A 23,772-nucleotide genomic window follows, 5' to 3' on the forward strand; every position below is an offset into this window, starting at 1 on the left:
ACCTATTTCATTTGATCGCCCGGCGCTCCCGCCGGCCGGAAATCTGCTCGGGCGGCCATCCCATCCTCCTGTCCTCAGGGCTCAGGCGTGGGTGCTCTGTTCCCACCTGAACCTCATCCTGCCCGTGTTGCGCCTGTTCTGACAATCCGCCGGGTGACGAGTGTGGGGAATGCCTGCCGGAATGATGCAAGCAGACATCAGAGTTTCAGCGTCTGGCGATATTTCTCCGCATCCCAGTTCACCAGACGGCCGATATCGTCATCCGTCAGCGCCAGCAGCGGATCGCCTTCCTCCACACGGCGCATGACGTCGGCGAGGCAGCGGCCCATGGGTTCGACGGCGGGCCTCGCGTCATCGCGGATCAGCACGCCCACACCGGGGATTGCGACGAGGGGCGGGTTGCCGTCGAAGCCGGTGGCCACGCCGGCGCCGAGGAAGACCACGTGGTCGGGGTAGAAGACCTTGTGCCGGGCGCGCTTCAGGGCGAGGGGATCGGTGGCCAGCGCGTGGGTCTCGTCCATCTCCGCAGGCCTGTAGGAGGCGCCTGTGCCGAGCTTTTCCAGCGCGGCGCGGTCGGGCTTCGCGGCCTCGCGCACAGGGCGCGTCACGGCGGCGGCGACCCTGTCGAGGAGCGCCCCGGCGTCTTCCACGCTGTCGGCGGCGACGGCGAGGCCGTGGTTGCCGAGGACGAGGACGTTGACGCCCTTGCGCATGCGGGACCGGATGGCGGCGGCGAGCGGCAGGCCCGGCCGCGCATAGGGAATGAAGGCCCAGTCGAAGCCCCTGAGCTTTTCGGCAAGGCGCTGTTCGGCATCCGTCCGGATGGCCCAGGCGATGGTGTTGACGCAGTGGACGTGCACCACGACGCGCTGCGGCATGAGCGCATGCACGGTGGTTTCGATCGAGGGGCGAAGGCCCGTGCCGTTCAGGTCGGCGCGCACGAAGTCCGTGCAGGATTCACATGCCGGATCGTCCTTCGCCAGTGCGGCGAGGATGGCCGCGTGGTCGAGCGGCACGAAGATGTCACGCGTGGCGGCGTCCTTCAGCCATGTGCCGGAGGCCTTGATCCACATCACGCCCCCGCGTTTGAGCGAGGTGTTGCCGCCGGCGGCCTGAACCAGCAGGGGGTCGCTGCCCACCCTCGCCGAAAGGGTGCGGAGGCGGTCGAGTTCTACCATTGGAAAGCGTCCATCACATAATCGGGTTGGGGAGAGAGCGTCGCCGGGTCGTGCCCCGCCGAGACGCCCTGCAGCACGAGGAGGGTGGCAAAACCCGCGTTGCGGCCGCCCGCCACATCATGCAGGGCACTGTCGCCGATGCAGAGGATGCGGGCGGGATTGCCGATGAGCCGCGCGGCCTGCCGGTAGATCCCGGCGTAGGGCTTGCCGATCCACGTCACCTTGCGTCCCATCTCCTCATAGAGCGCCGCGATGGCGCCGGGGGCGGGCACGAGGCCCTGCGGCGTCAGCATCAGCCTGTCCGGGTTGCAGCAGACGGCAGGCAGGTCCATGCCGGCGAGCAGCCTGCGGTAATCATCGAGCGAGGTCCTTGGCGCGTTGGAACCGAGGATGAGGATGATCTCGGCCTCGTGCGGGTCGCTGACGAAACTGATGCCGTCGAAGCCATAATGCTCGCCGTCCTTGCCGATGAGGAAGGCGCGTTTCGCGGTGAGGCCGGAGAAGGCGACCTCGCCGGAGCTCACGGCATCGACGAAGTGGCCGCGCGGCACGCCCATGCCGACCAGGCGCTGGCGGTTCGCCTCGGCGCGCTTGCCGGAATTGGTCATCACCGCGACGGGGATGCCGAGCGCCTTCAGCCCGGCCAGCACGCGCAGGGCGTCGGGATAGAGCGTCTGGCCGTCATGGATGACGCCGAACTGGTCGATCAGCATGCCGTCAAAGCGGGATGCGATCTCGTGGAGCCCGTTTATCCGCTTTGCATCAGTTGGCATGGCCGATCCCGCGCCAGGCAAGACGGGCCGTGCCAACGGCGGCGTGTTCGCTGAGGGACGCTTTCCCGGGAACGCCCAGCGCCTTGAGCCGGATCGCCGTCCAGGCCGCATTGGCCGAGCCGCCGCCGGCGGTGCGGATGCTGGCGAGCTTCGAGGCGCCCAATGCGCCGAGCTTGGCATAGGCCTCCGCCTCGATCCGCGCGATGCCCTCGAGGATGGCCTGAAAGAAGATGCGGTCATCGGCGGGCCGCGGCGTGAGGCGCGGCTGGAGAGCCGGGTCGTTGACGGGGAAGCGCTCGCCTGGCCTGGGGAGGGGATAATAGTCGAGGCCCGTGGGCTGCTCCGGATCGAGCAGCGGCGTGAGGCGCGCGATGTCGTCCTTCGAGAAACAGGCGCCGATGGCGGCGCCACCGGTGTTGGAGGCGCCACCCGCCAGCCACCGGTCGCCGATACGGTGGCTGTAAATGCCGAAGTCCGGGGCGAAGACCGGCGTCTTCGAGAGCAGCTTGAGGGTGAGCGTGGTGCCGAGCGAGGTGACGCCGTCACCCGGTTCGGAGGCGCCCGAGGCGAGGAAGGCGGCGCAGCCGTCGGTGGTGCCCGCAACGATGGCGGTGTTCCGAGGCAGGCCGAGCCGGGCGGCCATCTCCGCGGTGATGTTGCCGATCCTGGTTCCGGCGGGGACGACAGTGGAGAACAGGCGGGTGTCAAAGCCGGTCCTGGCGATCCAGTCCGGCCAGGAGCGGGTGACGGGGTCGTAGCCGGATTTCAGCGCGTTGTTCTCGTCCGTGACTCCGTAGCGGCCAGACAGCTTGCCCAGGACCCAGTCGGCCTGATGCAGGATGCGCGTGCCCTTGCCCACGAGTTCCATGGCGCGGGCGAGAGGCGAGGTGCTGCCGAGGGCCGCGGTCCCGCGCGGGGCGGCGGCGGCGATCTTCGCCAGGTTCGCCGCATCGCAGACGTCGTTGTACATGGAGCCCAGGCTGGCCGGCGCGCCGTCGTCCCCGACGGCGAGGATGGTGCCGGAGGTGCCGTCGACCGCAATGGCCCGCACATGCAGGCCGTCCAGCCTGAGGGCGGCGAAGGCGGCAAGCGTGGCGTCCCACCACAGCTGCGGGTCCTGCCAGGCGCGGCCGAAACCGGCGATGGGCGCGGCGATGGGGGCCGTGGCCATGGCCTTTGGCGTGTTGGCCTCATCGGTGGCGGCGATGCGCACGCCGGAGGTGCCGATGTCGATGCCGAGGACGACGTCCGTCATGTCTCCTCCATGGCGAGGATGGACCGGGCCGTCTGCCCGTCCGTGATGATGACGTCGCACATGCCGCCATTGAGCACGCCCCGCAGGCCCTGCGCCTTGGTGCGGCCACCGGACGCGATCACGACGCAGGGAATCTGCTTCAGTTTCTCCTCAAGCTCGACGCAGGAGGCCAGTCTCCCGGTGATGTTGATCTGAACGAGGCCCTGGCCGCGCGCCTGGGCCAGGAGGCGGTTGACGCGGGTGCGGTTGATCCCCAGCTTCCTGCCGATCTGCGCCTGCGTCAGGCTCGCCACGAAAGAAAGCCAGGCGGCGCGGGTGGCGAATTGTTCCTCCGGGTCGACGGCGAAATTCACGCCGACGGCAGGCGCCAGCTCCGGCAATGCGCGTGTCTCGCCCTCCTCCATCATCGCCTCACATGCGCTGGAAGGCCGCCCAGGGAATGTCGAGGGCGGAGTCGCCGGTGAGTGCGTCCAGCAGGGCTGTGGTGAGGGGCAGCGACCTCGCGTCAAGCGCGCCGGTGCTCATCATGGCGCGGAGTGTCGCCGCCACGGCGACGCCGAGCTCAGCGCCCTCGATGGTGTCGCCTTTCATCGGGCCGTCCCTGGTTTGGCCGTAGGTGAGGCCGCGCCCGAGATTGTTGCCCAGCCTTGAATTGCGGCCCGCCTGGCAGGTGACATAGAGATCGCCCGCACCCGGCATGCCCCAGACGCTCTGTTCCGAGCCGCCATGGGCGCGGACCAGCACCGTCAGCTCGCGGATCGCCTGGCCGAAAATGACGGCCGCGGCATTGTGGTTGAAGGCGCGGTTTTCCGTGGCGGGCATGTTTTCGAGACGCCCCGCCGCCCAGCCGACGCCGATCGCGAAGAAGTTCTTGAAGGCCGCGCAGATCTCGACGCCGATGACATCGGCGGAGAGGCGCGGATGATAGTAGTCGCACGCCAGCATGTCGCAGAGCGTCTGCGCGAAGGCAAGATCGTGCGCGGTGATGACGGTGCCGGTCTGCCGCCTGACCGCGAGTTCGCCGGCGATGCAGGGGCCTCCGATGGCGGCGATGGCGAGCGCAATGCCGGTGCGGCGCTTCACTTCCGCGGCCACGCGATCAGGCAGGGCGGTGAGGCGGCCGACCTCCGGGTGCATGCCCTTGGTGATCATCACGATGGGCACGGGACCCTTGAGCGTTTCGCACAGGCGGTCGATGGCCCAGCCGACACCGGCCGAACTGATGCCGAGCAGGATCAGGTCCGTGTCGCCGCCCAGCGCCGTGGCGAATTCATCGTGCTGGAAGGCGGCAACACCCCCGGGGAGCTTGACGTTGAGCCTGGGATGGCGGCCCGTGGCCCTGACGCTGTCGATGATCCCGGTGTCGAGATGGGTGCCCACGAGGCGGACGCCGTGGCCGCGGTCGCGCAGCGGCATGCACATGGACGAGCCCATGACGCCGGCGCCGAGGATGGTGACGGTGCTCACGCCAGGGCCTTTCCGCTTGTCGCGTCGAAGAGGTGCACCTTCTCGAGGCGCGGCTGCAGGTGGAAGACCTCGTCACGCGAGAGCGACACGCGGTCCTGGGTGATGGCGCAGATCTCCTGCCCGCCCATGTCGGCATAGATGTGCATCTCGGGGCCTGTCGGCTCCACCACCACGACCTTGGCGGGGGCGCCTGAGCCGAAGGTGAAGTGTTCGGGCCTGATGCCATAGACCACCTTCTGGCCCGGCGTGGCCTTGTGGACGGGCGGCAGCGGCAGCACCGTGCCTTCGCCCAGGAGCACGCCATCGGACGTGACCTCGCCCTTCAGGAGGTTCATCGACGGCGAGCCGATGAATTCGGCGACGAAGAGATTGGCCGGCCTGTCATAGACTTCGAGCGGCGAGCCTTCCTGTTCGATATGGCCGTCGCGCAGGATGACGATCTTGTCGGCCATGGTCATGGCTTCGATCTGGTCATGCGTGACGTAGACGGTGGTGGTCCTGAGGCGCTCGTGCAGCTCCTTGATCTCGGTGCGCATCTGCACGCGCAGCTTGGCGTCGAGATTGGAGAGCGGCTCGTCGAAGAGGAAGACGGCGGGATTTCGAACGATGGCGCGGCCCATGGCGACGCGCTGGCGCTGGCCGCCCGAAAGCTCGCGCGGGTAGCGGTCCAGGTAAGGTTCGAGGTTCAGGATCTTCGCCGCCCACTTCACCTTCTCGTCGATCTCGGACTGCGGACGCCTGGCGAGCTGCAGGGAGAAGCTCATGTTGTCCCTGACCTTCATGTGGGCGTAGAGCGCATAGTTCTGGAACACCATGGCGATGTTCCGGTCCTTCGGGTGCACCTTGTTGACGCGGCGGCCCTGGATCTCGATGTCGCCCGAGGTGACGCTTTCCAACCCCGCGATCATGCGCAGGAGGGTGGACTTGCCGCAACCGGAGGGCCCGAGCAGCACCACGAAGGACCCGTCGTCGATCGTGAGGTCGATGCCGTGCACGACCTCGAGGTTGCCGTAGTTCTTCCTGACGTTCTTGATCGTTACCGATGACATTCTACGGTCCTATTGTTCATCGCGGGCGAGGAAATCGTCGAGCAGGCCGGCATCGTCCGCCAAGTCGAGGAAGGACCAGCGGTTGCGGACATCGCGGGCGAATTTCATGGCATCGCGCCACACCTGGCGGTCGAGGCCGAGCTCGGTGGCCGTGGTCGGGCCCCCGGCCGCGGCGAGCGCCGCCTTCATCTTCGCCGGATCCATGAGCATGGGGCGCAGTTCCCCGCGGAGCTGCGGCCACATGGCGGCGAGCTTCCTGTTGAAGGCTTCGGCCCCGGCGCGGTCGAAGGATTTCTTCCTGGCTTCGGCATGGCACATGCGGCCGATGGCCTCGCCATAGCGGGCGACGAATTCCTTTTCCTCGATGTGCGTCGCCCTGATCAGCGGCGGCTGGTCGAGGGCAAGAAGCTCATGGTGGAGGCGCGCGATGGCGAGCGAGGCCACGCCCACCTGCTGGCCATGCGTTGACCCCGGATGCTTTCCGCCGGCGAACATGTCGATCCAGTGCGACACCTGATGCTCGCCCATCGAGCCGTGGTGCGACACGCCGGTGAAGCAGACGCCGAGGCCGCAGAGCGTCAGCACGCGGTGGAGATGGCCGTTGGCGGCGATATCATGGGTCTTGAGGCCCGCCGCGTTGTCGATCATGCGGGGCTCGTCGCCGCCGGTGAGGGTGTAGGGCACGCCCGAATAGAAGGTGCCGAACAGGCGGTGCGAGGCCCACCATTCGACCTGCGCGGTGGGGCGGCAGAGCGAGTCGCCGAGGCCCGCGGCGGAGAGCCAGTGCGGCGCGGCGGCGGAGACTTTCAGGTCGAGGAAGATGCCGCGCGGGGCATGGGCGGGAAGCGAGGTCTTGTAGCCGTTCGCCAGCGTCACCGAGGCGGTGGAGGCGGCATAGCCGTTCATCGAGGCGGCCGTGCCGAAGGTGGCGTATTTCCGTCCGTCCTTGAAGGTGGCGAATTTGCAGGTGTCAGAGAGGGCGCCGGAGCCCACCGCGACCAGCGCATCGGCGTGGCGCGTCTTCTCCCGCACCATGGCGATGGTCGGTTCGTCGCAGTGGGTGTCGCCGGGGAGAACGAGTTCCTCGACGGCGCCGAGCGACTTCAGGCGCCTGGCGACGCGGCGGCCCATGGCCTCATGCGTGTTGACGTCCGAGACCACCGCGATGCGCCTGCCGAGATTCAAAGGGGCCAGCACGTCGGCCTCGCCGCCATCGAGGTCTTCCTCGATGCGGATCACCTCGAAAGGGACGGTGGCGGTCTTCCCCGTGGCGGGGTCCTGCCAGCGGCCCGCCACCACATCGCTGATCAGTTCGTTCCAGTCGGTCATTTCCGTGCGCTTCGCGAGAAATCGACGAGTTTCTGGTTCCAGCCGGAGAGCTTCGGCCAGAGTTCGGCATAGATGGCGAGCAGGTCCTGGTAGCGGGCCTTATCCTTCTTGCGCGGGCGGAAGGTCTTCGACGGCTTGCCGGACATGGCGGCGGAGGCCTGCGGGAGGCTCTTGTACCAGCCCGCACCCCTGGCAGCCGCCATGGCGGCGCCCAGTGCGGAGGCTTCCGCCGTTTCCAGCCGCTTCACCTCGCGCGCCGAGGCATCCGCCAGGATCTGGCACCACAGGTCGGAGCGCGAGCCGCCGCCCACCGCGGCGAAATGCGTGATGGGTGTCGTGGCATCCGCCACCTGGTTGGTCATCATCGCCTGTTCCAGCGCCACGCCTTCAAGCAGCGCGCGATAGACATCGCCGCGCGAGTGGTTGCCCGAAAGACCGGCGATGACGCCGCGGGCGGCCGAGTCCCAGTAGGGCGTCATCACGCCGGACCAGTAGGGCACCAGCACAAGGCCGTGAGCGCCGATGGGGGAGGCGGCGGCTTCCGCCTCCAGCGCCTGGAAGATGGCCGGGTGCTTGCCCGGGTTCACATTGAACAGACGCTCCACCATCCAGTTGACGAGGAAAGTGCCGGTGCGGATTGCGGTTTCGAAGGAGAAGCCCTCCTCGCCCACCGCCATCATGGTGCGGAAGGACCGGTGCACGGCATAGTGCCTGCCATAGCTGCCCGAGACCGCGGCGGTGCCAAGGTTCACATAGGCGCGGCCCTCAAGGAATGTGTTGGCGCCGGTGCCGGCGCATTGCCCGTCGCCGCCGCCGGCGATGACGGGGGTTCCGGGTTTGAGGCCGGTGAGCCTGGCGGCTTCGGCCGTCACCCCGCCCATGATGTCACCCGGGCGATGGAGCCGCGGCAGCTGCTCGCGCGTCAGCCGCGCGGCCTTGAGCAGAACGTCCGACCAGTCATAGGCGCTGGCGTCGAGGAGGCCCATGGGATCGGCCGAGGCGGTGGAGGTGGCCCATTGGCCGGTGAGGAAATGGGTGAGGACGCCGTGCACCTCCGCCGTCTTGGCGGTCCTGCCCCAGAGCTTCGGCATGTGGGTTGAGAGCCAGCGGCAGCGATAGAGGCAGGGGGTGACGTCGGCGGGCTTGCCGGAGACTCGGTGCAGCGTGTCGGCGCCGAGTTCGGACACGATGTCCTTGACTTCCTTCTGGGCGCGCTCGTCGAGCCACAGCGTGCCGGGGCGGAGGGCTTTGCCCCTGGCGTCGAACTGCGCGAAGCTTTCGCGCTGGTTGGAAATGGCGAGGCCCGCGACGCGCTTTGCGTCGATCTTCTTCAACAGCTGCCTCAGCGCCCTGGTGAGCGCGCCGGTCCAGTCGCCGACCTCCTGCTCGAACCAGCCGGGATGCGGGTTGGACAGCGCAATGGGCGCTCTGCCTTCCGCGACGATGCGGCCCCTTGCATCGAAGGCAATGGCTTTGGTGGCCGTGGTCGAACTGTCGATGCCGATGACGAGATCGGGGCGCATGGGACGTGAGGCTTCTTTCCGGGGTGAAGACGGAGGCGGCCTGCGCAACGGACCCTCAAGCGCATGGCGCTTGAGGGCAGGACGTTGCGCCAGACTTTCAACTCTGGCGCACCTTACGCTTCGCAAGCGTTGCCGCTTGCCCGCACGATGCGCTGTGCCGCCTCCGCGTGGCGTGGTTCAGAGCAGGTTTCGGTTCAGCGGAATCGAAACCTGCTCCATCTCTTTGCTTGGCCGCATTTTCGACGGTCAACCGGTGTCCACTTGACCTGAAAATGCTTTGTCTGGCCGCATTTTCGACGGTCAACCGGTGCCCACTTGACCTGAAAATGCTTTAGAGCCCGGCGTCGGCCACGGCGGCATCGATCGCCGCGGCGATCGTGTCCATGCACTTCTTCGGGTCGCCGCCGAAGTCCTGGCCGGTCAGCAGCTTGCCGAGGTTCACCGGGATCTCGTTGTTCGAGAAGCCGGCCCACAGCGGCATGTCGGGCTCGGACGCCATGTCGTTGTCGATGATCCACTTCACCAGCTCGAGATGGCGCGTGGTGCCGGGGCCCACGACAGCCTTCGCCGCAACGCGCGGATCGGTGAAGGATGAGATGCGCATCGGCGCGAAGCCGCCGATGAGCGTGCAGCGGGTCATCACATCCTTCGAGCAAGCCCACTGCATGAAGATCCACGCGGCGTCGACGTTCTTGGAGTATTTCGACAGGCCGAGCACCGAGCCGCCCTGATGCGCGCGGTTCGGCACTTCGCCGAAGCCCACTTCGGACTTCGGACGAAGGTCCTTGCCGGTGAGCGGCTTCGCCGGCATCCACAGGCCCTGCACCTTGGAGTCCTTGCCGTCGAGGCCGGGGAAGAACTCGTCCCAGGACTGGACGAGGGCGCACTGGCCGGACGCCATCATCTGGAACTGGCCGTCCCAGGTGGAGTTGAGCGATTCCGGCGGGGCATTCTTCGCCCATTCCTGGTACAGCGCGAGGCCCCGGATGCCGGCCTCGTCATTGCCCTTGAACTTCTTGTCGGCGCCGAAGATCGAGCCGCCGGCGTTCCACACCATCTGGGTCCAGTCGCAGTTCAGCGAATAGTGGCCGGACTTGGCCTGAAGGCCGGTGCCGTACATGCCGTTGGCCTTCTCCGCCTCGGTGATCTTCTTGATGGCGGCGGTGAACTCCTCCTCCGTCTTCGGCACCGCGATGCCGTGCTTCTCCAGAACGTCCTTGCGGTACATGAGCATGAAGATCGGGATGTCGAAGGGAATGCCGACCATCTTGCCGTCATACATGGCGAGGCCTTCGACCAGCGGCTTGGAGAAGTCGTCCCAGTCAAAGCCCGGCATGGCGAGGTTCGGCTTGTCCTTGTAGTACTGCACCGGATCGATGGTGTCCTGCGCGAAGGTGGCCACCCAGGACTGGTCAAGGTAATAGAGGTCATAGGTGCCGAGCTGGCCCTGCACGTCCTGCGTGGCCTTGGCGAGAACCTGCTCCAGGGGAACGATCTCGACCTCCACCTCGATGCCCGTCGGCTCTGTGAATTCCTTCTTGATCTGGTCGAGCACGACGGTGGGGGGCGTTGCTTCCGAGGTGTAGCGGATCTTGGCGCCCTTGAAGGGGGCGCCCACGTCCTTCAGCCACTGCGTCATGGACGCATCCTGCGCCATGGCCTCGGTGCCGATGAGCCCCAAATTGCCGCGGAAGCCGCGGCTGTTGCCGAGAAGGCCTGCCGAGAAGGCCGAGAAGCCGACGCCGGCGAGCGCCATCTTCTTCATGAAATCGCGCTTGGAGATGCGGCGGGCGGCAAAGTCGCGGGCCGTATCGGCGATGAACGTCTTCTTGTCGTGGTCTTTGAAGCTCATTGAAATCCTCCCATGGGTTTGAGCTTTGGGTTCTCGCGCGCGGATCACTCTTTCAGCGAGCCAAGGGTGAGGCCGCGCACCAGATTCTTTTGGACGAGCAGGATGAAGATGAAGCTCGGGATGATCGCCGCGGTGCCGAGCGCCGCGATGAAGCCCCATTCATTGCCCGTCGAGGTCACGAAGGTCTGGATCTTCACCGGAACGGTGCGGATCTCCGTCGTGAGGAACAGCGAAAGCAGGAACTCGGTCCAGCTGAAGATGAAGACGAGGACGGCCGAGGCCGCGATGCCGCCCCTGACCATCGGCAGCACCACCTTGCGGAAGGTCTGGAAGCGGGTGGCCCCGTCGATCATCGCCGCCTCGTCAACATCCTTCGGCACGTCGTCGAGAAAGGACTTCATGAGGAGCACGGCGATGGGCAGGTTCATCAGCGCATAGATCATCATGAGGCCGAGATAGCCCATGGCGAGGTTGTCCGTGTCGCGCAGGCCCGCCGTCTTGTAGATCGTGACGAGCGGCACGAGGATGGCGATGGGCGGCATGAAGCGCTGGCCCAGCACCCAGTTGAGATAGTGGCCGCGGCCGCGGAACATCATGCGCGAGATGGCATAGGCCGCGAAGACAGCGACGCTCATGGTGATGGCCGTGGCGCCGAGCGAGACGATGACCGATTCGAGGATCGACTGGCGCGAATCATAGGCGCCGCCGCCGCCCACCCCCATGCCGATGCCCTGGTCGATGGCCATCTCCGAGCGCGACATGCCGAGCAGCGTCACGCCGTAATTGATGAAGGTCGGCGCGAAATCGAAAAAGTTGACGCGGTCCTTGTCGAAGATCGCATAGGCCGGCTTGATCGAGGTCAGCGCCCACCAGAAAATGGGGAACATGAAGAGGCCGACCACGAGGATGGCCGTGACATCGCGCAGGATCTGCAGGGCGCGCGGGGTTTCCATCAGAGCCTCACCCTGAAGATCCGCATGAACAGGGTCGAGACGACGATGACGATGACCAGCGTCAGCAGCGCCACGGTGGAGGCATAGGGGAAATCGGCATTGCCGAAATAGATGCGGCCGGCATAGGAGGTGAGCGTCTCCGTCGCGGTGCCTGGCCCCGAATCCGTCATCACCTTCACATAGTCGAAGGCGCGGAACAGGTCGATGCCGCGGATCAGCACCGCAATGGCGATGACCTTCGACATCATCGGAAGGGTGAGCCTGAAGAAGGCCTGGAATGCACTGGCGCCGTCGATGGCGGCGGCCTCGAAAGGTTCCTTCGGCAGCGAGCGCAGGCCCGCCAGCATGATCAAAACCATGAAGGGCGTCCACTGCCAGATTTCCGCCAGCAGCACGCCGGCCATGGCGGTGTTGGCCGTGCCCAGAATGGAGAAGCCGGGCGGAAAGACCCCAAGCGCGATCAGCCCGCGGCTCAACACGCCGAAGGAGCCGTTGAGCATGAGGAGGAACATCATGCCGGTGACGGCGGGCGGGATGACGAGGGGCAGCGTCATCATGGCGCGCAGCACGCCGTAGCCTTTGCGGTCCGAATCGAGCAGCAGCGCAATCAGCATGCCCAGCACCAGCTGGAAGACCAGCGCCACGCCGGTATAGAGGAAGGTATTGTAGATGGCATTCCACACGCGCTCGTCGGCGAGGATCTTGGTCCAGTTGTGGGTGGGGTCGAAGGTCATCTTCCGGGTGGCGGCGTTCCTCTTGTAGAGCGACAGTGTTATCGCATAGATCAGCGGATAGATGCCGAAAACCGCCATCAGCGCCGCCGTCGGCAACAGCCAGGGCAAGGGGCTCTCCGACGTCAGCCAGTGCGGCAGCCACGGACGGCGCTCCGGCGCGGCGCCAACGGGGCTGGCGGAATCGGCAGTCATCAGCACGGCTCCCATTCCCGGCGTTGCGGGCAATCGTATTTGTCATTTTTGAATTGCAAAAGTGCAGGGGAATTGGCCGCAAGTCAACGGCGCGCAGCCAAATGGCGCAGGATATCGCAGCGCAAACAGTATGTTGCAGTGCGACGGTTGCCCCTAGCAGATGCCCCCAAATGCCAAAGTAACGGGTTTCAATGCGATTCACTTTCCTGATATGGAGGTGAAAACAACCGGAAGTAAAAAACGGGTCGAGGTCGCCATATGAACCTGAAGGAAGTTCTGAGAGGGGTCAAAATCACGTTGGACGAAGGAAAGTGGCAGGAAGGTCATGTACCACGTTCGGCCTTCCCTCTATCCGGGTTGTCGAACAAGCGATACAAATATGGCCCAGATTACAAATGGCGCGTAGTGCGATTCCAATGCGTCGGCGAGGTATGTCGAGTGCTAATCATCTTGAATGAGGACAAACAGATTTTTCGCGCAACGCTGGGCGTTGAGGACAACGGCGACATGCGAGTGCTCTGTCAGTTCGAGTACCACGCTTCAGAACCCGGTTGGCATTGTCACCTAAAGTTAGATGATCATTCAAGAGTGGAACCGGGTTATGCGAGGAAGACCGCTCGCCGTTGGCCGGCTAGGCACGCCAAACATTCAAGAACAGATTTTAACGTTACGATCAGGTCTGGTGTGTCGGTGGCTGCAGAGCGCTTTCGCTTCAAGGCTCAGGGCGATCTAATATGAACAGAGAAAACTTCTGTGAAGCGATTTGTTCAGAGCTACAGCTGCGGACTGTGCCTCTGGGATATGTCCTCAAGACCCCTTTTCTTAAGGATGACGGTGAGAGTATTGCAATCTACATCCGTAGAAGCTCAGCTGACAGCAAGTTTTATAGACTTGAAGATGATGGCGAAACTGTCGCCGCCTTGGAAGCAGTAGGAGTCGATTTTGATAGCGAGAGTCGTCTGGAGGCTCTAGCAGATTTGCTTCGAACTCACCAAGCCAGCTATGACGAAGCTGGCTCAGTACTGCATACAGAATATTTTCTTGAAGACGAAATTCCGGCCAGGGCGATTTCATTCATGTCGCTGATGAACCGAGTCTTTGATCTTTCTCTACTGGCAAAGAATAGGGTTCGAAGCAGGTTTAAGGAAGACCTCATCAAGCTGGTCGAAGCCCAATTCAGTGGTACGGCCCGGATCAGAATTGGTGAACCTATTCGCGAAACCATGAAGGACTACATCGTCGACATTGTTGTCGAAGGTCGTGACGGAAGAATTCTGGCCATTTTCGCGGGCACATCCGAAGTCAAGGCGTTAGAGGCACTTTTGTTCGTCAATGAACAGAAAAAACAATTGCTATCTAACGTGCGCGCGATGCTAGTTCTTGAAAAGGCAAAGCCTGCCGACATCAAGGAAAGGACGTTATCACGAGTAATTAACTCCGAGATACGTCTGGCTTCTATGGATGGTGAGGCGGTCGCGGTCAAACAAAAGCTAGAGGACAGCCTGCTCCACTAAGCGATTACCGACCTTTGAAAAAATCCTCGTTTGGCTGTCTTACAGCGCGTGCAAGCGCGTGTCGGACTGGTCCAGGCGGCGGCGGATCTGGGTGATGAGGAGCGACTCATCGGGTGCGCAATTGCCGTAGGTGAGGGGCTCGCCGGACTTGATCGCCTTCAGCACCTTCGCCCCCTGGGCGAGGCCCAGGGGCACGGCGTTGGCGTTGCGGGCCTCGGCGTGGGTCATGGCCCAGGCGCGGTAATCCGTTTCGCCGATGCGGCCGAGGTTTTCGCCCGGCGAAAGATCGCGCTTGGCGACGGTGGCGCATTCGGCCACGGGCTGAGCCAGCGGCGCCATGTCGGCCTGGCCATGCAGCACGGCGCGGGCGGCGGAGAGCGGCACTTCGAGGCTGGTGAGATGATAGGGGCGCGTCAGGGCAAAATAGGGACCCTTGCCGACCTTGAGGTCGATGAGGCGCTCTTGCAGGCGCGGGTGATCCGTCGTCACGATGCAGAAGACGCCGGGGGCCACACCCTTGCCGATGGAATAATCCACACAGCCCTTCCTGGAGAGCACGCCGCCATGTTCCTTCGGGATCAGCACCGAGGCGAGTTCGTCTCCCGCCGCCGCGGGGCCATGCATGCCGGGCACGTCCGGCACGAGGCCGGTGCAGTTGGCGATCGCCACCATCTCCACCATGGTCTTGGAGCCGTCGACGAATTCGACCAGCATGCGGGCATTCATGTTGCGGGATCTGGCCTCCGCCTCGTAGTCGGCGGGGACGGCGTCCCATTTGAGCGGATTATTCTTGCCCTTGCCGGCGCAGACGACCTCAAGGCCGATGGACTGGGCGAAGCCGATCAACTCCAGCGTGGCGGCGGGCTCGTCGCCTGCAGCACCGGTGTAGACGACGCCGGCGCGCTTGGCCTCCCCGTGCAAATGGCGGCCGATGGTGATGTCGGCCTCGACATTGAGCATGACGACATGCTTGCCGTTGGCGATCGAGTCGAGCGCGAATTGCGCGCCGGTGTTGGGATTGCCCGTGGCGTCGATCACCACGTCGATGCGCGAGGACCTGGCGAGCACCGCCGGGTCTGACGTTATGGCGATGCGACCGGTCCCGATCGCGGCATCGACGGCCGACGGCGTCTCGGCGTAGACGGTGCGGTCTTCCGTGAAGCCCGCCATGGCGGCGGCGGCCCTGGCCTGGGGCGGGCGCATTTCGGCCACGGCGCCCAGGCGCAGGCCGGGCATGCGGTTCAGCTGCACCATGATGTCGGCGCCCATCTGGCCGCAGCCGGCAAGGCCGATGGTCACGGTCTTGCCCGCCTCTTCGCGGGCTTTGAGTTCGGCAACGAGCGGGGAGACACCTGCGATCACCGCTTCGCCGCGCCTCTCTTCTTCGCGGCGGGCGTCCCCGGCGCATCGCGGCGCTCCAGGCCGGTGACCGATGCGGCATCGGTCGTCTTGAACTCGCCCGACTGCTTGCCATAGGTCTTCATGCGCGCCAGCACGGTGCCCATCTGGTTCGCCTTGAGGATGACGGGCTTGCCCACCTGCAGGGCCGCCCAATACTGCTGCGCGATGGTTTCGACCTCGCCCGCCCGCCACAGCGCCTTTTCCAGATCGGGGCCGAAGGCGATCTGGCCATGGTTGCCGAGGAGGCAGGCGGAGCGGTCTTCCAGCGCCTTCAGCATCACTTTCGAAAGTTCCGGCGTGCCGAACTCGGCATAGTCCGAGCAGCGGATGTCGGAGCCCCCGGCAATGCCGATCATGTAGTGGAAGGCGGGAATGTCCATCCTGAGGCAGGCGAGTGCGGTGGCATAGATCGAATGGGTGTGGACGATGGCGCCCGCCTCGGCGCGGCGCCTGAAGATGTCGAGATGCATGCGCCACTCGGTGGAGGGCAGGTACTCGCCGATATAGCCGCCGTCCAGGTCCATCTCGACGATGTGTTCGGGCTTCATCCGGGCATAGGGGATGCCCGAGGCCGTGATCAGAAAGCCTTCCGGGGTGCGGACGCTCACATTGCCGGAGGTGCCCTGGTTGATCCCTTCCTCGTTCATCCTGAGGCAGGTGTTGATCACCGCCCGGCGGAGGTCGGGATACTTCAGCTTGGCCATGTGGACGGGTCTCCGGACGGGTTGTCAGGTGCATGGCTATAGACCCGGGCCGCCCGCCCCTTCAAGTGCCCGGGGCGATTGACGCCCATGCGGCGGATGCGAGAGACTGGCTAAAACGGCAGGACGAGGCGAATGGGGCAGGACGGCTTGCGCGGCATCGCGGTGGTGGATGTGGGCTTCACCAACACCAAGATCGCGCTGTTTTCGGGGGCGGGCGAGTTGCTGGCCGAGCGCAAGGCGCCGAGTCGGCATGTGCCCGCGCCGCCCTACAAGCACATCGACCCCGAGCCGATGGTGGCGCTGTGCCGGAGCGCACTGCCCGAGCTTGACGCCATGCTGCCCATCGATGCGGTCGTGCCCACGGCGCATGGCGCGGCCATGGCCTGCCTCGATGCGGAGGGCAGGCTGGCGCTCCCCGTGATGGACTATACCAGCGAGCCGCCGCCGGCGGTCGTGGCGGATTACGAGAAGATCATGCCGGGCTTCGAGGAGGCGCTGTGCCCGCTGCTGCCGATGGCGATCACCCACGGACTGCAGCTCTACTGGCAGCAGCGGGCCTGGCCGGATGACTTCGCCAGGGTGAGGACGCTGCTGCCGTGGATCCAGTATGTGGGCTTCCGGCTGAGCGGGGTTGCGGTGACCGAGATTTCCTCCATGGCCTGCCAGACGCATCTCCTCGACATCCGCGCGCAGGAACCTTCGAGCACCGCAAGGCGGCTGGGCTGGGACAGGCTTTATGCGCCCCGCGCCAAGGCGTGGGAGACGATCGGGACGCTTAAGGATGAGTTCCGCGGCGCAAGCTTCCGCGGCGCGGCCCGCGTGCTCGGCGGCGTGCATGACTCGACGGCCAATTTCATGCGCTATGTCTGCGCCGGGCTTGACCGCTTCACGCTGGTTTCGACCGGCACGTGGAGCATCAGCTTCGATCCGTCGACGAGCGTGGACGTGCTGGACCCGGCGCGCGACACCAACACCAACACCGACGTGCTGGGCCGCAACGTGTGCTGCAGCCGCTTCTTCGGCGGCATGGAATTCGCCGCGGTGGCCAATGGCGCGCCGGCGGAAGCGGCAAGCCTCGCCTGCGTGGCCGCACTGGTGGCGCGCGGCACATACGCCGTGCCGTCCTTCACCATGACCAGCGGGCCTGCGCCCGGCTCAGCTGGAAAAGGCTGTGTGAAGGGGCCCGCGGCAGAGAGTGCGGAGGAGCGCGCCACGCTGGCGGCGCTCTATTGCGCGCTGATGGTGTCAGAGCAGCTCGATGCCATTGCGTCGAAGGACGGCATCATCGTCGATGGGCCCTTCTCGCAGAACCCGGTGCTGCTTGGCGTGCTGGCGGCACTCAGGCCCGCACAGCAGGTGAAGGCGTCTGCCCTGCGTGACGGCACCACCGCGGGGGCGGCGGCACTGGCGATGATCGAGAATGGCAGGCTGCCGGCGATCGCCATCAGGATGGCCGAGGTGACGCCGGCCGATGTGCCGGGGCTTGATGCTTATCGGGCAATATGGCGTGCGTTGGCTTATGCAGCGCGGTGACGGCCACGGGTCCTTCTCCCATTGGCTCGCGCCAACGGGAGAAGGGGAAGTTGCTGCGGCTTGCTTTCCCGCTTCCCTCAAATTCCGCAAGCTTCGCACAAGGGGTGTTAACCATCCCGCAAAGCATCGGGCGCAGGATGGGGCCTGTGTGTTGCTTGAGGTGTTTCATGTCCCCGTCCCTGCCGGAAGACTCGTTTACGCTCGTATCGCCCGGCTATCGGCCCCAGGCGGGGCGGCTGGCCTTCACCATCGGGGCTCAGCTTGTCGCCGAGATGGATGACGACGACCTGGCCCAGAGCTGGCAGGCGGCGGATGATCTCACCGCGGGCGAGGCCGCCGAACTCAGCGACGCCGCGGCGCTGCACCTGATGGAACTGCTGGAGGAGGGTCTGCCCGCGGCCGATCTGTCCGAGGCCGTGGCCGATGCGGCGGTGGTCTTCCTCATCGCCATGAAGCGCCATGGCATTGCCGACCCGAAGCGGATTCCCGCCTGCGCCGTGAAGTGGAACTTGCACGCCGAACGTGCCAGTGTTCACATTGCTTCATGAGCGATACCAATCCCGAACCGAATGCCGCCGAATATGGCCGAAGCCTCAGGGGCCTCGGCTTCAACCTGCTGGTGACCGACGTGCCGCGCGCCGTGACCTTCGCAAAGGAGGTGCTGGGCGCCACCAGCTTCTATGACAATGAGGATTTCGCCGCCCTGCGCTGGCAGGGGCAGGACTTCATGTTCCATGCCGACCGTTCCTATCGCGGGCACCCGCTGTCCGGCCTCGTCGCCGGGTTGGAGGCGCGCGGGGCGGGCGTGGAACTGCGGATTTTCGGCTGTGACCCGGACCGGGCGGAAGCAAAGGCGCGCGAGCTGGGCTTCACGGTGCTGGCGGGCTCACTCGACAAGGCGCACGGGCTTCGCGAATGCGTCATTCTCGATGATGACGGATATTCGTGGGTGCCGACGGCGCCGACGCCGCGATAGGCGACCAGTCGAACACTGCCGTTACGAAATCGCCGGTGTCGTGCATCGCCTCGCCGAGGATTGAAAGAGCCGTCGGCGGGTCGGTGTCGATCTCGCCCAGGGCCTCGCCGTCATCAAGGCGGCTTCCGCCATCACGTCGCCCACGGCATGGAGCGAGCGGAGCTCCGCCGAGGCATACATCTCACGCCTGATGAAGGCGCCATAGACCACTGAGCCGATGCGGAAGGCCGTTTCGGCATAGGCGTTCAGGAAATTGTCGTTCACCGGGGTTCCGAAGCGGAATTGGCGGGTTTCGGGGTCAAGCCGCAGTAAATGGCGGCGGAACGCCCCGGTCTCAAGCGGCCAGAGCTTGCGGATGCGGTAGATCCGGAGCTGACGCTGCATTGTTAGCTTTTCCTGCCTGAACTTAAATTCGTCCGACGAAATAAAGATTATGTTGCAATGCGGCGAAGGCTTAATGAATGATCCATGCGCTTTGCACATGGCTCTTCGCGGTTGCAGCGCCATGCGTTCTGGCTTCACTTTCATTGTGAGGCTGACCCTTGCCGGGGTGGCGGGGGGGATTTAGGTTGCGCAACCGTTTTGTTTCAGTTTGGAGGATGGCCTTCATGGTCAAGAACATCGGACATTTCATCGGCGGCAAGCATGTGGCGGGCACGTCTGGCCGCTTCGCCGATGTCTTTAACCCCAACACCGGCGAGGTTCAGGCGAAGGTTGCGCTGGCCTCGCCCGCCGAACTCCGCGCCGCGGTCGAGAATGCCAAGGCGGCCCAGCCCGAATGGGCCGCCAGGAACCCGCAGGTGCGCGCCCGGGTGATGATGAAGTTTCTTGAACTCGCCCGCACCCATGCCGAGGAAATCGCCACGCTGATTTCCATGGAACACGGCAAGACCATCCCCGATGCGCTGGGCGACCTGCAGCGCGGCGTCGAGGTCGTCGAATTCGCCTGCGGCATTCCGCATCTTCTCAAAGGCGAATACACCGACGGTGCAGGCCCCGGCATCGACATGTATTCGATGCGCCAGCCGCTCGGCATCGCAGCCGGCATCACGCCCTTCAACTTCCCGGCCATGATCCCGCTGTGGAAGGCCGCACCGGCGATTGCCTGCGGCAATGCCTTCATCCTGAAGCCCTCGGAGCGTGACCCGTCCTGCCCGATGCGGCTTGCTGAACTCTTCCTCGAGGCGGGCCTGCCCGCCGGCATCTTCAATGTGGTGAATGGCGACAAGGAAGCCGTCGACGGCATTCTCGACGATCCGGACATCGCGGCGGTGGGCTTCGTGGGCTCGACGCCGATCGCGCATTATGTCTATTCGCGCGCCACCGGCGCGGCCAAGCGCGCGCAGTGCTTCGGCGGCGCCAAGAACCACATGCTGATCATGCCCGACGCCGACATGGACAAGACGGTCGATGCGCTGATCGGCGCGGGCTATGGCTCGGCCGGCGAGCGCTGCATGGCGATCTCGGTGGCGGTGCCGGTGGGCGAGGCAACCGCCAATGCGCTGGTCGAGAAGCTTGTGCCGCGTGTCGGGAAGCTGAAGGTGGGGCTTTCCACGGACCGCGAGGCGGATTACGGCCCGCTCGTCACCAGGCAGGCGCTGGACCGCGTTGTGGGTTACATCGACCAGGGCGTCAAGGAAGGTGCCACGCTGAAGGTCGATGGCCGCGGCTTCAGGATGCAGGGCTACGAGAACGGCTTCTTCCTCGGCGGCACGCTGTTCGACAATGTGACGAAGGACATGAAGATCTACAGGGAGGAGATCTTCGGGCCCGTGCTCTCCGTGGTGCGTGCGAAGACCTATGACGAGGGGCTGAAGCTGGTGAATGACCATGAATATGGCAATGGCGCCGCGATCTTCACGCGCGACGGCGACACGGCGCGCGACTTCGCCTCGCGCTGCCAGATCGGCATGGTGGGCGTCAACGTGCCGATCCCGGTGCCGCTGGCCTATCACACCTTCGGCGGCTGGAAGCGCTCGGCCTTCGGCGACCTGAACCAGCATGGCCCAGACTCGGTGCGCTTCTACACCAAGACCAAGACGGTGACGGCGCGCTGGCCCTCGGGCATCAAGGAAGGGGCGCAGTTCTCGATCCCGACCATGCGCTGACATCCATGTCCGGGCGGTCGTGACCGATCCATGGCGACGTTTCATCCGAGGCCGCTTCCCGAGGGCTATCACCCGCTGCCGCAAGGCCACCTCGCCAATGTGGTGACCTGCCTCGAGATGACGGCGAGACCGGCGCTGCGGCCCGTGCCGGAGCAGGGCTTCACGCTGGAGCGCATGGGGGCTGCCGGTGCTGAACGCTTCCGCGCGCTGTTCCGCGCCATCGGGCAGGACATCATGTGGTTCTCGCGTCTCATCCTGCCGGAGGAGAAGCTCTCCGCGATTATCGGACACCCGGACGTGCTCTGCCTGGCGCTGGTGAAGGAGGGAGCCGACATCGGCCTGCTCGAACTCGATTTCCGCGGGGAGGGCCAGTGCGAACTCTCCTTCTTCGGCGTCGTGCCCTCCGCCGTCGGCGGCGGTGCCGGCCGCTTCCTGATGAATGAGGCCCTGACGCGGGCCTGGGCGCGGCCCATCACGCGGCTCTGGCTGCACACCTGCAACTACGACCATCCCAATGCGCCGGCCTTCTACCAGCGCTCGGGCTTCCGGCCCTATGCGGTGATGGTCGAAGTGCATCCCGATCCGCGGCTGACGGGCGAGATGCCCAGACACGCGAGTCCGCGGGCGCCGCTCATCGATACTCAATAATGCCGTCCCCCCGGCGAAAGCCGGGGCCCAGCTTTGGGTCAGCGAGTATGGTGAGAAAGCGGGGTCGCGGCTTTCGCCGGGATGACGGCCTGAAGACGTGATTATAGCCTGAAGACGTGATTATGGCCTCAAGCGGGTGATTAACGAATGTTTACCGCTGCACGATACTCTCCGCACCATGTCCGACTTCGTCATCAGTCTCGCGCCCGATGCCGCCGCTGCTATGCAGGGGTGGTTGCAAAGTCTCAAATCCGAGCGGCGCATGGCGGCAAAGACGCTCGAAGCCTATGCACGTGACTTCGGGCAGTTCGCGCAGTTCATGGGCGATCATCTCGGGGGTGCGCCCGGCAACCGCGAGCTTGCCGAACTTACCGTCTCAGATTTCCGCGCCTTCATGGCGCGGCGGCGCAACCAGGGCGTGGAGAGCCGCACGCTGGCGCGGCAGCTTTCAAGCCTGCGCTCCTTTTATCGCCATGCGGAGAAAACCGGGCTGTTCCGCAACGCGGCCCTCTCCGCCCTGCGCGCGCCCAAGCTGCCGCATGCGGTGCCGAAACCGCTCTCGCCCGAAAAGGCGCGGCAAGTGGCAAAGGCCGAAGCGCTGGCTGGAGATGAAACCCCGCGCTGGGTGCTGGCGCGCGACCAGGCGGTGCTGACGCTGCTGTATGGCTGCGGCCTCCGCATCTCGGAGGCCCTGTCACTCACCCTGGCGCAGGCGGAGCAGCCGGCGCTGACCATCACCGGCAAGGGCAACAAGACGAGACTCGTGCCGCTGCTGCCGGTCGTGCGGCAGGCCGTGGCGCTGTACCGAGATCTCTGCCCCTTTGCGCTCAAACCCAGTGAGCCGATGTTCCGCGGGCAGAAGGGTGGGCCGCTCAATGCCCGCAACATCCAGCTCCTGATTGCCCGCCTGCGCGGCGCGCTTGGCCTGCCGGAGACCGCGACGCCGCATGCGCTGCGCCACTCCTTCGCCACGCATCTGCTCGCCAATGGCGCGGACCTTCGCGTCATCCAGGAACTGCTGGGCCATGCCAGCCTGTCCACCACGCAGATCTATACGGAAGTGAACCGCGCGCATCTGCTGGAGCAATATCGCAAGGCTCACCCGCGCGCCTGAGGGTGGAACTTGCCGGGGTCCCACGCTAGACTTTGATCATGCCCGGCATCAGGCTCGTCCAGCCCAGTTCACAGCTTCCCAAACAGGCCGCAGTCTGCGTCATCGGCGGCGGTGTTGCCGGCGTGTCGACGGCCCTTGAACTGGCCGAGCGCGGCATCGACGTGGCGCTGCTGGAAAAGGGCGAGATCGCCGCCGAGCAGTCGGGCCGGAACTGGGGCTGGTGCCGCCAGATGGGGCGCGATGCCCGCGAGATTCCGCTGATACAGGTGGCGATGAATATCTGGGACGGCATGGACGCGCGCGTCGAAGGCCAGACCGGCTTCACCCGCTGCGGCATCCTCTATCTCTGCGAGACGGACGGGCAGCTGGCCGCCAGGAACGGCTGGTGCGAGAAGATCGCGAAGCCCGCCGGGCTCGCCACGCGCATGATCGGCGGACGGGAAGCCAACGCGCTTCAGCCCGGCTGCACCAGGCCCTGGAAGGGTGCGCTCTATACGCCTGACGACGGCCGCGCCGAACCCTTCGTGGCCGTGCCGCTGATGGCGGAGGCGCTCATGCGCAAGGGCGGCAAGCTGTTCACCAACTGCGCGGTGCGCGGGCTGGAGACGACGGGTGGCCGCATTTCATCGGTGGTCACGGAGAGGGGCGCCATCGCCTGCGATACCGTGGTTCTGGCGGGCGGCGCATGGTCGCGGCGCTTCTGCCACAACCTCGGCATTTCGCTGCCGCAGCTCACCGTCGTCAATTCGGTGATGCGCACCGCGCCTATCGACACCGGGCTGACGCGGACCTGCTCCGGCGGCGGCTTCACCTTCAGGAAGCGCATGGACGGCGGCTACACCATCACCGACAATCATTTCTCGGTGGCTGACATCGTGCCGGACTCGTTCCGGCTGTTCCGCGAATTCCTGCCGGCACTGATGCTCGACTGGAAGGGCCTGCGGCTGCGCCTCGGCAAGCGCTTCATCGAGGAGGCCAGGCTGAAGCGGCGCTGGGCGCTGGATGAGGTCTCGCCCTTCGAAGAGGTGCGCATTCTCGATCCCGAACCGGTGACCGACGTGCTGGACAGGGCCGCGGCTGCGCTAAAGGAATATTATCCGGTGTTCAGGCCCATGAAGATCGCGGAGCGCTGGGCGGGCGCCATCGACGCGCTGCCGGATGCGGCGCCAATCATCTCGAAAGTGGAGAAGCTGCCGGGTTTCCATTTGTGCACCGGCTTCTCGGGCCATGGCTTCGGGCTTGGCCCGGGCGCCGGCAAGCTGATGGCGGAGATCGTGACGGGGGAGACGCCGTGTGTTGACCCCTCGCCGTTCCGCCACGCGCGGTTCTTCGACGGCAGCAATCCGCGTCCTTCGACGGGGCTGTAGCGCGGCACTCGCCCACACGGGAATGCTCACCTTGCCCGGGGTCGACCCGGGCATCCTCTTCCATGGCGGGTGAAAAGGATCGCCGGGTCATGCCCGGCGAAG

At 65.3% G+C, this 23,772-nt stretch carries 22 protein-coding genes; 8 read left to right on the plus strand and 14 right to left on the minus strand.

Features of this window, described 5'->3' with window-relative positions; translation table 11 throughout:
* Positions 1-197: 197 nt before the first annotated feature.
* From IOC69_RS11365 to IOC69_RS11415, 11 genes are all read right to left on the minus strand, one after another.
* Entirely contained in the window at positions 198-1,178 is a 981-nt protein-coding gene (locus IOC69_RS11365; RefSeq protein WP_290543669.1) for a class II aldolase/adducin family protein, read from the minus strand.
* Positions 1,172-1,951: a TIGR01459 family HAD-type hydrolase gene (locus IOC69_RS11370; protein ID WP_290543670.1), complete on the minus strand. Its 780-nt coding sequence runs from the start codon at positions 1,949-1,951 to the stop codon at positions 1,172-1,174. The genes IOC69_RS11365 and IOC69_RS11370 overlap by 7 nt, the downstream gene beginning before the upstream one ends.
* A complete protein-coding gene (locus IOC69_RS11375; RefSeq protein WP_290543671.1) occupies positions 1,941-3,206 on the minus strand; it encodes an FGGY-family carbohydrate kinase in 1,266 nt (421 codons plus the stop codon). Before IOC69_RS11375 ends, IOC69_RS11370 begins: the two co-directional genes overlap by 11 nt.
* Positions 3,203-3,613, minus strand: coding sequence for a sugar-binding domain-containing protein (locus IOC69_RS11380; RefSeq protein WP_290543672.1), 411 nt, complete (start codon positions 3,611-3,613; stop codon positions 3,203-3,205). The genes IOC69_RS11375 and IOC69_RS11380 overlap by 4 nt, the downstream gene beginning before the upstream one ends.
* Before the next feature lie 4 nt (positions 3,614-3,617).
* A complete protein-coding gene (locus IOC69_RS11385) occupies positions 3,618-4,673 on the minus strand; it encodes a hypothetical protein (RefSeq protein WP_290543673.1) in 1,056 nt (351 codons plus the stop codon).
* Complete coding sequence (ugpC, locus tag IOC69_RS11390) at positions 4,670-5,722, minus strand: sn-glycerol-3-phosphate ABC transporter ATP-binding protein UgpC (protein ID WP_290543674.1); 1,053 nt, start codon at positions 5,720-5,722, stop codon at positions 4,670-4,672. The genes IOC69_RS11385 and ugpC overlap by 4 nt, the downstream gene beginning before the upstream one ends.
* A gap of 9 nt (positions 5,723-5,731) precedes the next feature.
* On the minus strand, positions 5,732-7,051 hold the full coding sequence (locus IOC69_RS11395) for an iron-containing alcohol dehydrogenase (protein WP_290543675.1): 1,320 nt from the start codon (positions 7,049-7,051) through the stop codon (positions 5,732-5,734).
* Positions 7,048-8,574, minus strand: a complete 1,527-nt coding sequence (locus IOC69_RS11400; RefSeq protein ID WP_290543676.1) for an FGGY-family carbohydrate kinase — start codon at positions 8,572-8,574, stop codon at positions 7,048-7,050. The genes IOC69_RS11395 and IOC69_RS11400 overlap by 4 nt, the downstream gene beginning before the upstream one ends.
* 331 nt (positions 8,575-8,905) lie before the next feature.
* A complete protein-coding gene (locus tag IOC69_RS11405; protein WP_290543677.1) occupies positions 8,906-10,426 on the minus strand; it encodes an extracellular solute-binding protein in 1,521 nt (506 codons plus the stop codon).
* A 44-nt stretch (positions 10,427-10,470) separates the two neighbouring features.
* Positions 10,471-11,379 (minus strand): carbohydrate ABC transporter permease, encoded by a 909-nt coding sequence (locus IOC69_RS11410; protein WP_290543678.1) that lies wholly within the window; start codon positions 11,377-11,379, stop codon positions 10,471-10,473.
* On the minus strand, positions 11,379-12,305 hold the full coding sequence (locus IOC69_RS11415) for a carbohydrate ABC transporter permease (protein ID WP_290543679.1): 927 nt from the start codon (positions 12,303-12,305) through the stop codon (positions 11,379-11,381). The genes IOC69_RS11410 and IOC69_RS11415 overlap by 1 nt, the downstream gene beginning before the upstream one ends.
* Before the next feature lie 734 nt (positions 12,306-13,039).
* Here IOC69_RS11415 and IOC69_RS11420 point away from each other — a divergent pair.
* A complete protein-coding gene (locus IOC69_RS11420) occupies positions 13,040-13,819 on the plus strand; it encodes a DUF1828 domain-containing protein (protein WP_290543680.1) in 780 nt (259 codons plus the stop codon).
* A gap of 39 nt (positions 13,820-13,858) precedes the next feature.
* Here the strand turns inward: IOC69_RS11420 and IOC69_RS11425 are convergent, their stop codons facing one another.
* Both IOC69_RS11425 and IOC69_RS11430 read right to left on the minus strand, forming a co-directional pair.
* The gene (locus IOC69_RS11425) at positions 13,859-15,178 is read right to left on the minus strand and encodes a homoserine dehydrogenase (protein ID WP_290543707.1); all 1,320 of its coding nucleotides are present in this window, start codon (positions 15,176-15,178) and stop codon (positions 13,859-13,861) included.
* On the minus strand, positions 15,178-15,924 hold the full coding sequence (locus IOC69_RS11430; protein ID WP_290543681.1) for a class II aldolase/adducin family protein: 747 nt from the start codon (positions 15,922-15,924) through the stop codon (positions 15,178-15,180). Before IOC69_RS11430 ends, IOC69_RS11425 begins: the two co-directional genes overlap by 1 nt.
* 132 nt (positions 15,925-16,056) lie before the next feature.
* On the opposite strand from IOC69_RS11430, the gene IOC69_RS11435 reads away from it, so the two are divergent.
* From IOC69_RS11435 to IOC69_RS11445, 3 genes are all read left to right on the plus strand, one after another.
* Positions 16,057-17,457: an FGGY family carbohydrate kinase gene (locus IOC69_RS11435; RefSeq protein WP_290543682.1), complete on the plus strand. Its 1,401-nt coding sequence runs from the start codon at positions 16,057-16,059 to the stop codon at positions 17,455-17,457.
* Positions 17,458-17,624: 167 nt separating this feature from the next.
* On the plus strand, positions 17,625-18,005 hold the full coding sequence (locus tag IOC69_RS11440) for a hypothetical protein (RefSeq protein ID WP_290543683.1): 381 nt from the start codon (positions 17,625-17,627) through the stop codon (positions 18,003-18,005).
* Entirely contained in the window at positions 18,002-18,433 is a 432-nt protein-coding gene (locus tag IOC69_RS11445; RefSeq protein WP_290543684.1) for a hypothetical protein, read from the plus strand. Before IOC69_RS11440 ends, IOC69_RS11445 begins: the two co-directional genes overlap by 4 nt.
* A gap of 21 nt (positions 18,434-18,454) precedes the next feature.
* On the opposite strand, the gene IOC69_RS11450 is transcribed toward IOC69_RS11445, so the two are convergent.
* A complete protein-coding gene (locus tag IOC69_RS11450) occupies positions 18,455-18,817 on the minus strand; it encodes a hypothetical protein (RefSeq protein ID WP_290543685.1) in 363 nt (120 codons plus the stop codon).
* A 224-nt stretch (positions 18,818-19,041) separates the two neighbouring features.
* On the opposite strand from IOC69_RS11450, the gene IOC69_RS11455 reads away from it, so the two are divergent.
* The 4 genes from IOC69_RS11455 to IOC69_RS11470 all read left to right on the plus strand — a co-directional run bounded on the left by IOC69_RS11455 (position 19,042) and on the right by IOC69_RS11470 (position 23,670).
* On the plus strand, positions 19,042-20,541 hold the full coding sequence (locus IOC69_RS11455) for a CoA-acylating methylmalonate-semialdehyde dehydrogenase (RefSeq protein ID WP_290543686.1): 1,500 nt from the start codon (positions 19,042-19,044) through the stop codon (positions 20,539-20,541).
* Positions 20,542-20,571: 30 nt separating this feature from the next.
* Positions 20,572-21,189 carry a GNAT family N-acetyltransferase gene (locus IOC69_RS11460; RefSeq protein WP_290543687.1) on the plus strand — a complete coding sequence of 206 codons (618 nt, stop codon included), beginning with the start codon at positions 20,572-20,574 and terminating at the stop codon, positions 21,187-21,189.
* 178 nt (positions 21,190-21,367) lie between these two features.
* Positions 21,368-22,303 carry a tyrosine recombinase XerC gene (locus IOC69_RS11465; RefSeq protein ID WP_290543688.1) on the plus strand — a complete coding sequence of 312 codons (936 nt, stop codon included), beginning with the start codon at positions 21,368-21,370 and terminating at the stop codon, positions 22,301-22,303.
* Positions 22,304-22,341: 38 nt separating this feature from the next.
* Positions 22,342-23,670: an FAD-binding oxidoreductase gene (locus tag IOC69_RS11470; protein ID WP_290543689.1), complete on the plus strand. Its 1,329-nt coding sequence runs from the start codon at positions 22,342-22,344 to the stop codon at positions 23,668-23,670.
* Positions 23,671-23,772 lie beyond the last annotated feature (102 nt).

Source organism: Aestuariivirga sp. (assembly GCF_020252405.1).
Classification (GTDB): Bacteria; Pseudomonadota; Alphaproteobacteria; order Rhizobiales; family Aestuariivirgaceae; genus Aestuariivirga.

Coding starts and splice junctions, on each gene's coding strand:
- IOC69_RS11375 (WP_290543671.1), bottom strand. CDS start 3,206: ATGACGGACGTCGTCCTCGGCATCGACATCGGCACCTCCGGCGTGCGC.
- IOC69_RS11440 (WP_290543683.1), top strand. CDS start 17,625: ATGTCCCCGTCCCTGCCGGAAGACTCGTTTACGCTCGTATCGCCCGGC.
- IOC69_RS11445 (WP_290543684.1), top strand. CDS start 18,002: ATGAGCGATACCAATCCCGAACCGAATGCCGCCGAATATGGCCGAAGC.
- IOC69_RS11405 (WP_290543677.1), bottom strand. CDS start 10,426: ATGAGCTTCAAAGACCACGACAAGAAGACGTTCATCGCCGATACGGCC.
- IOC69_RS11435 (WP_290543682.1), top strand. CDS start 16,057: ATGGGGCAGGACGGCTTGCGCGGCATCGCGGTGGTGGATGTGGGCTTC.
- ugpC (WP_290543674.1), bottom strand. CDS start 5,722: ATGTCATCGGTAACGATCAAGAACGTCAGGAAGAACTACGGCAACCTC.
- IOC69_RS11470 (WP_290543689.1), top strand. CDS start 22,342: ATGCCCGGCATCAGGCTCGTCCAGCCCAGTTCACAGCTTCCCAAACAG.
- IOC69_RS11365 (WP_290543669.1), bottom strand. CDS start 1,178: ATGGTAGAACTCGACCGCCTCCGCACCCTTTCGGCGAGGGTGGGCAGC.
- IOC69_RS11450 (WP_290543685.1), bottom strand. CDS start 18,817: ATGCAGCGTCAGCTCCGGATCTACCGCATCCGCAAGCTCTGGCCGCTT.
- IOC69_RS11465 (WP_290543688.1), top strand. CDS start 21,368: ATGTCCGACTTCGTCATCAGTCTCGCGCCCGATGCCGCCGCTGCTATG.
- IOC69_RS11400 (WP_290543676.1), bottom strand. CDS start 8,574: ATGCGCCCCGATCTCGTCATCGGCATCGACAGTTCGACCACGGCCACC.
- IOC69_RS11395 (WP_290543675.1), bottom strand. CDS start 7,051: ATGACCGACTGGAACGAACTGATCAGCGATGTGGTGGCGGGCCGCTGG.
- IOC69_RS11370 (WP_290543670.1), bottom strand. CDS start 1,951: ATGCCAACTGATGCAAAGCGGATAAACGGGCTCCACGAGATCGCATCC.
- IOC69_RS11455 (WP_290543686.1), top strand. CDS start 19,042: ATGGTCAAGAACATCGGACATTTCATCGGCGGCAAGCATGTGGCGGGC.
- IOC69_RS11430 (WP_290543681.1), bottom strand. CDS start 15,924: ATGGCCAAGCTGAAGTATCCCGACCTCCGCCGGGCGGTGATCAACACC.
- IOC69_RS11410 (WP_290543678.1), bottom strand. CDS start 11,379: ATGGAAACCCCGCGCGCCCTGCAGATCCTGCGCGATGTCACGGCCATC.
- IOC69_RS11460 (WP_290543687.1), top strand. CDS start 20,572: ATGGCGACGTTTCATCCGAGGCCGCTTCCCGAGGGCTATCACCCGCTG.
- IOC69_RS11380 (WP_290543672.1), bottom strand. CDS start 3,613: ATGATGGAGGAGGGCGAGACACGCGCATTGCCGGAGCTGGCGCCTGCC.
- IOC69_RS11415 (WP_290543679.1), bottom strand. CDS start 12,305: ATGACTGCCGATTCCGCCAGCCCCGTTGGCGCCGCGCCGGAGCGCCGT.
- IOC69_RS11420 (WP_290543680.1), top strand. CDS start 13,040: ATGAACAGAGAAAACTTCTGTGAAGCGATTTGTTCAGAGCTACAGCTG.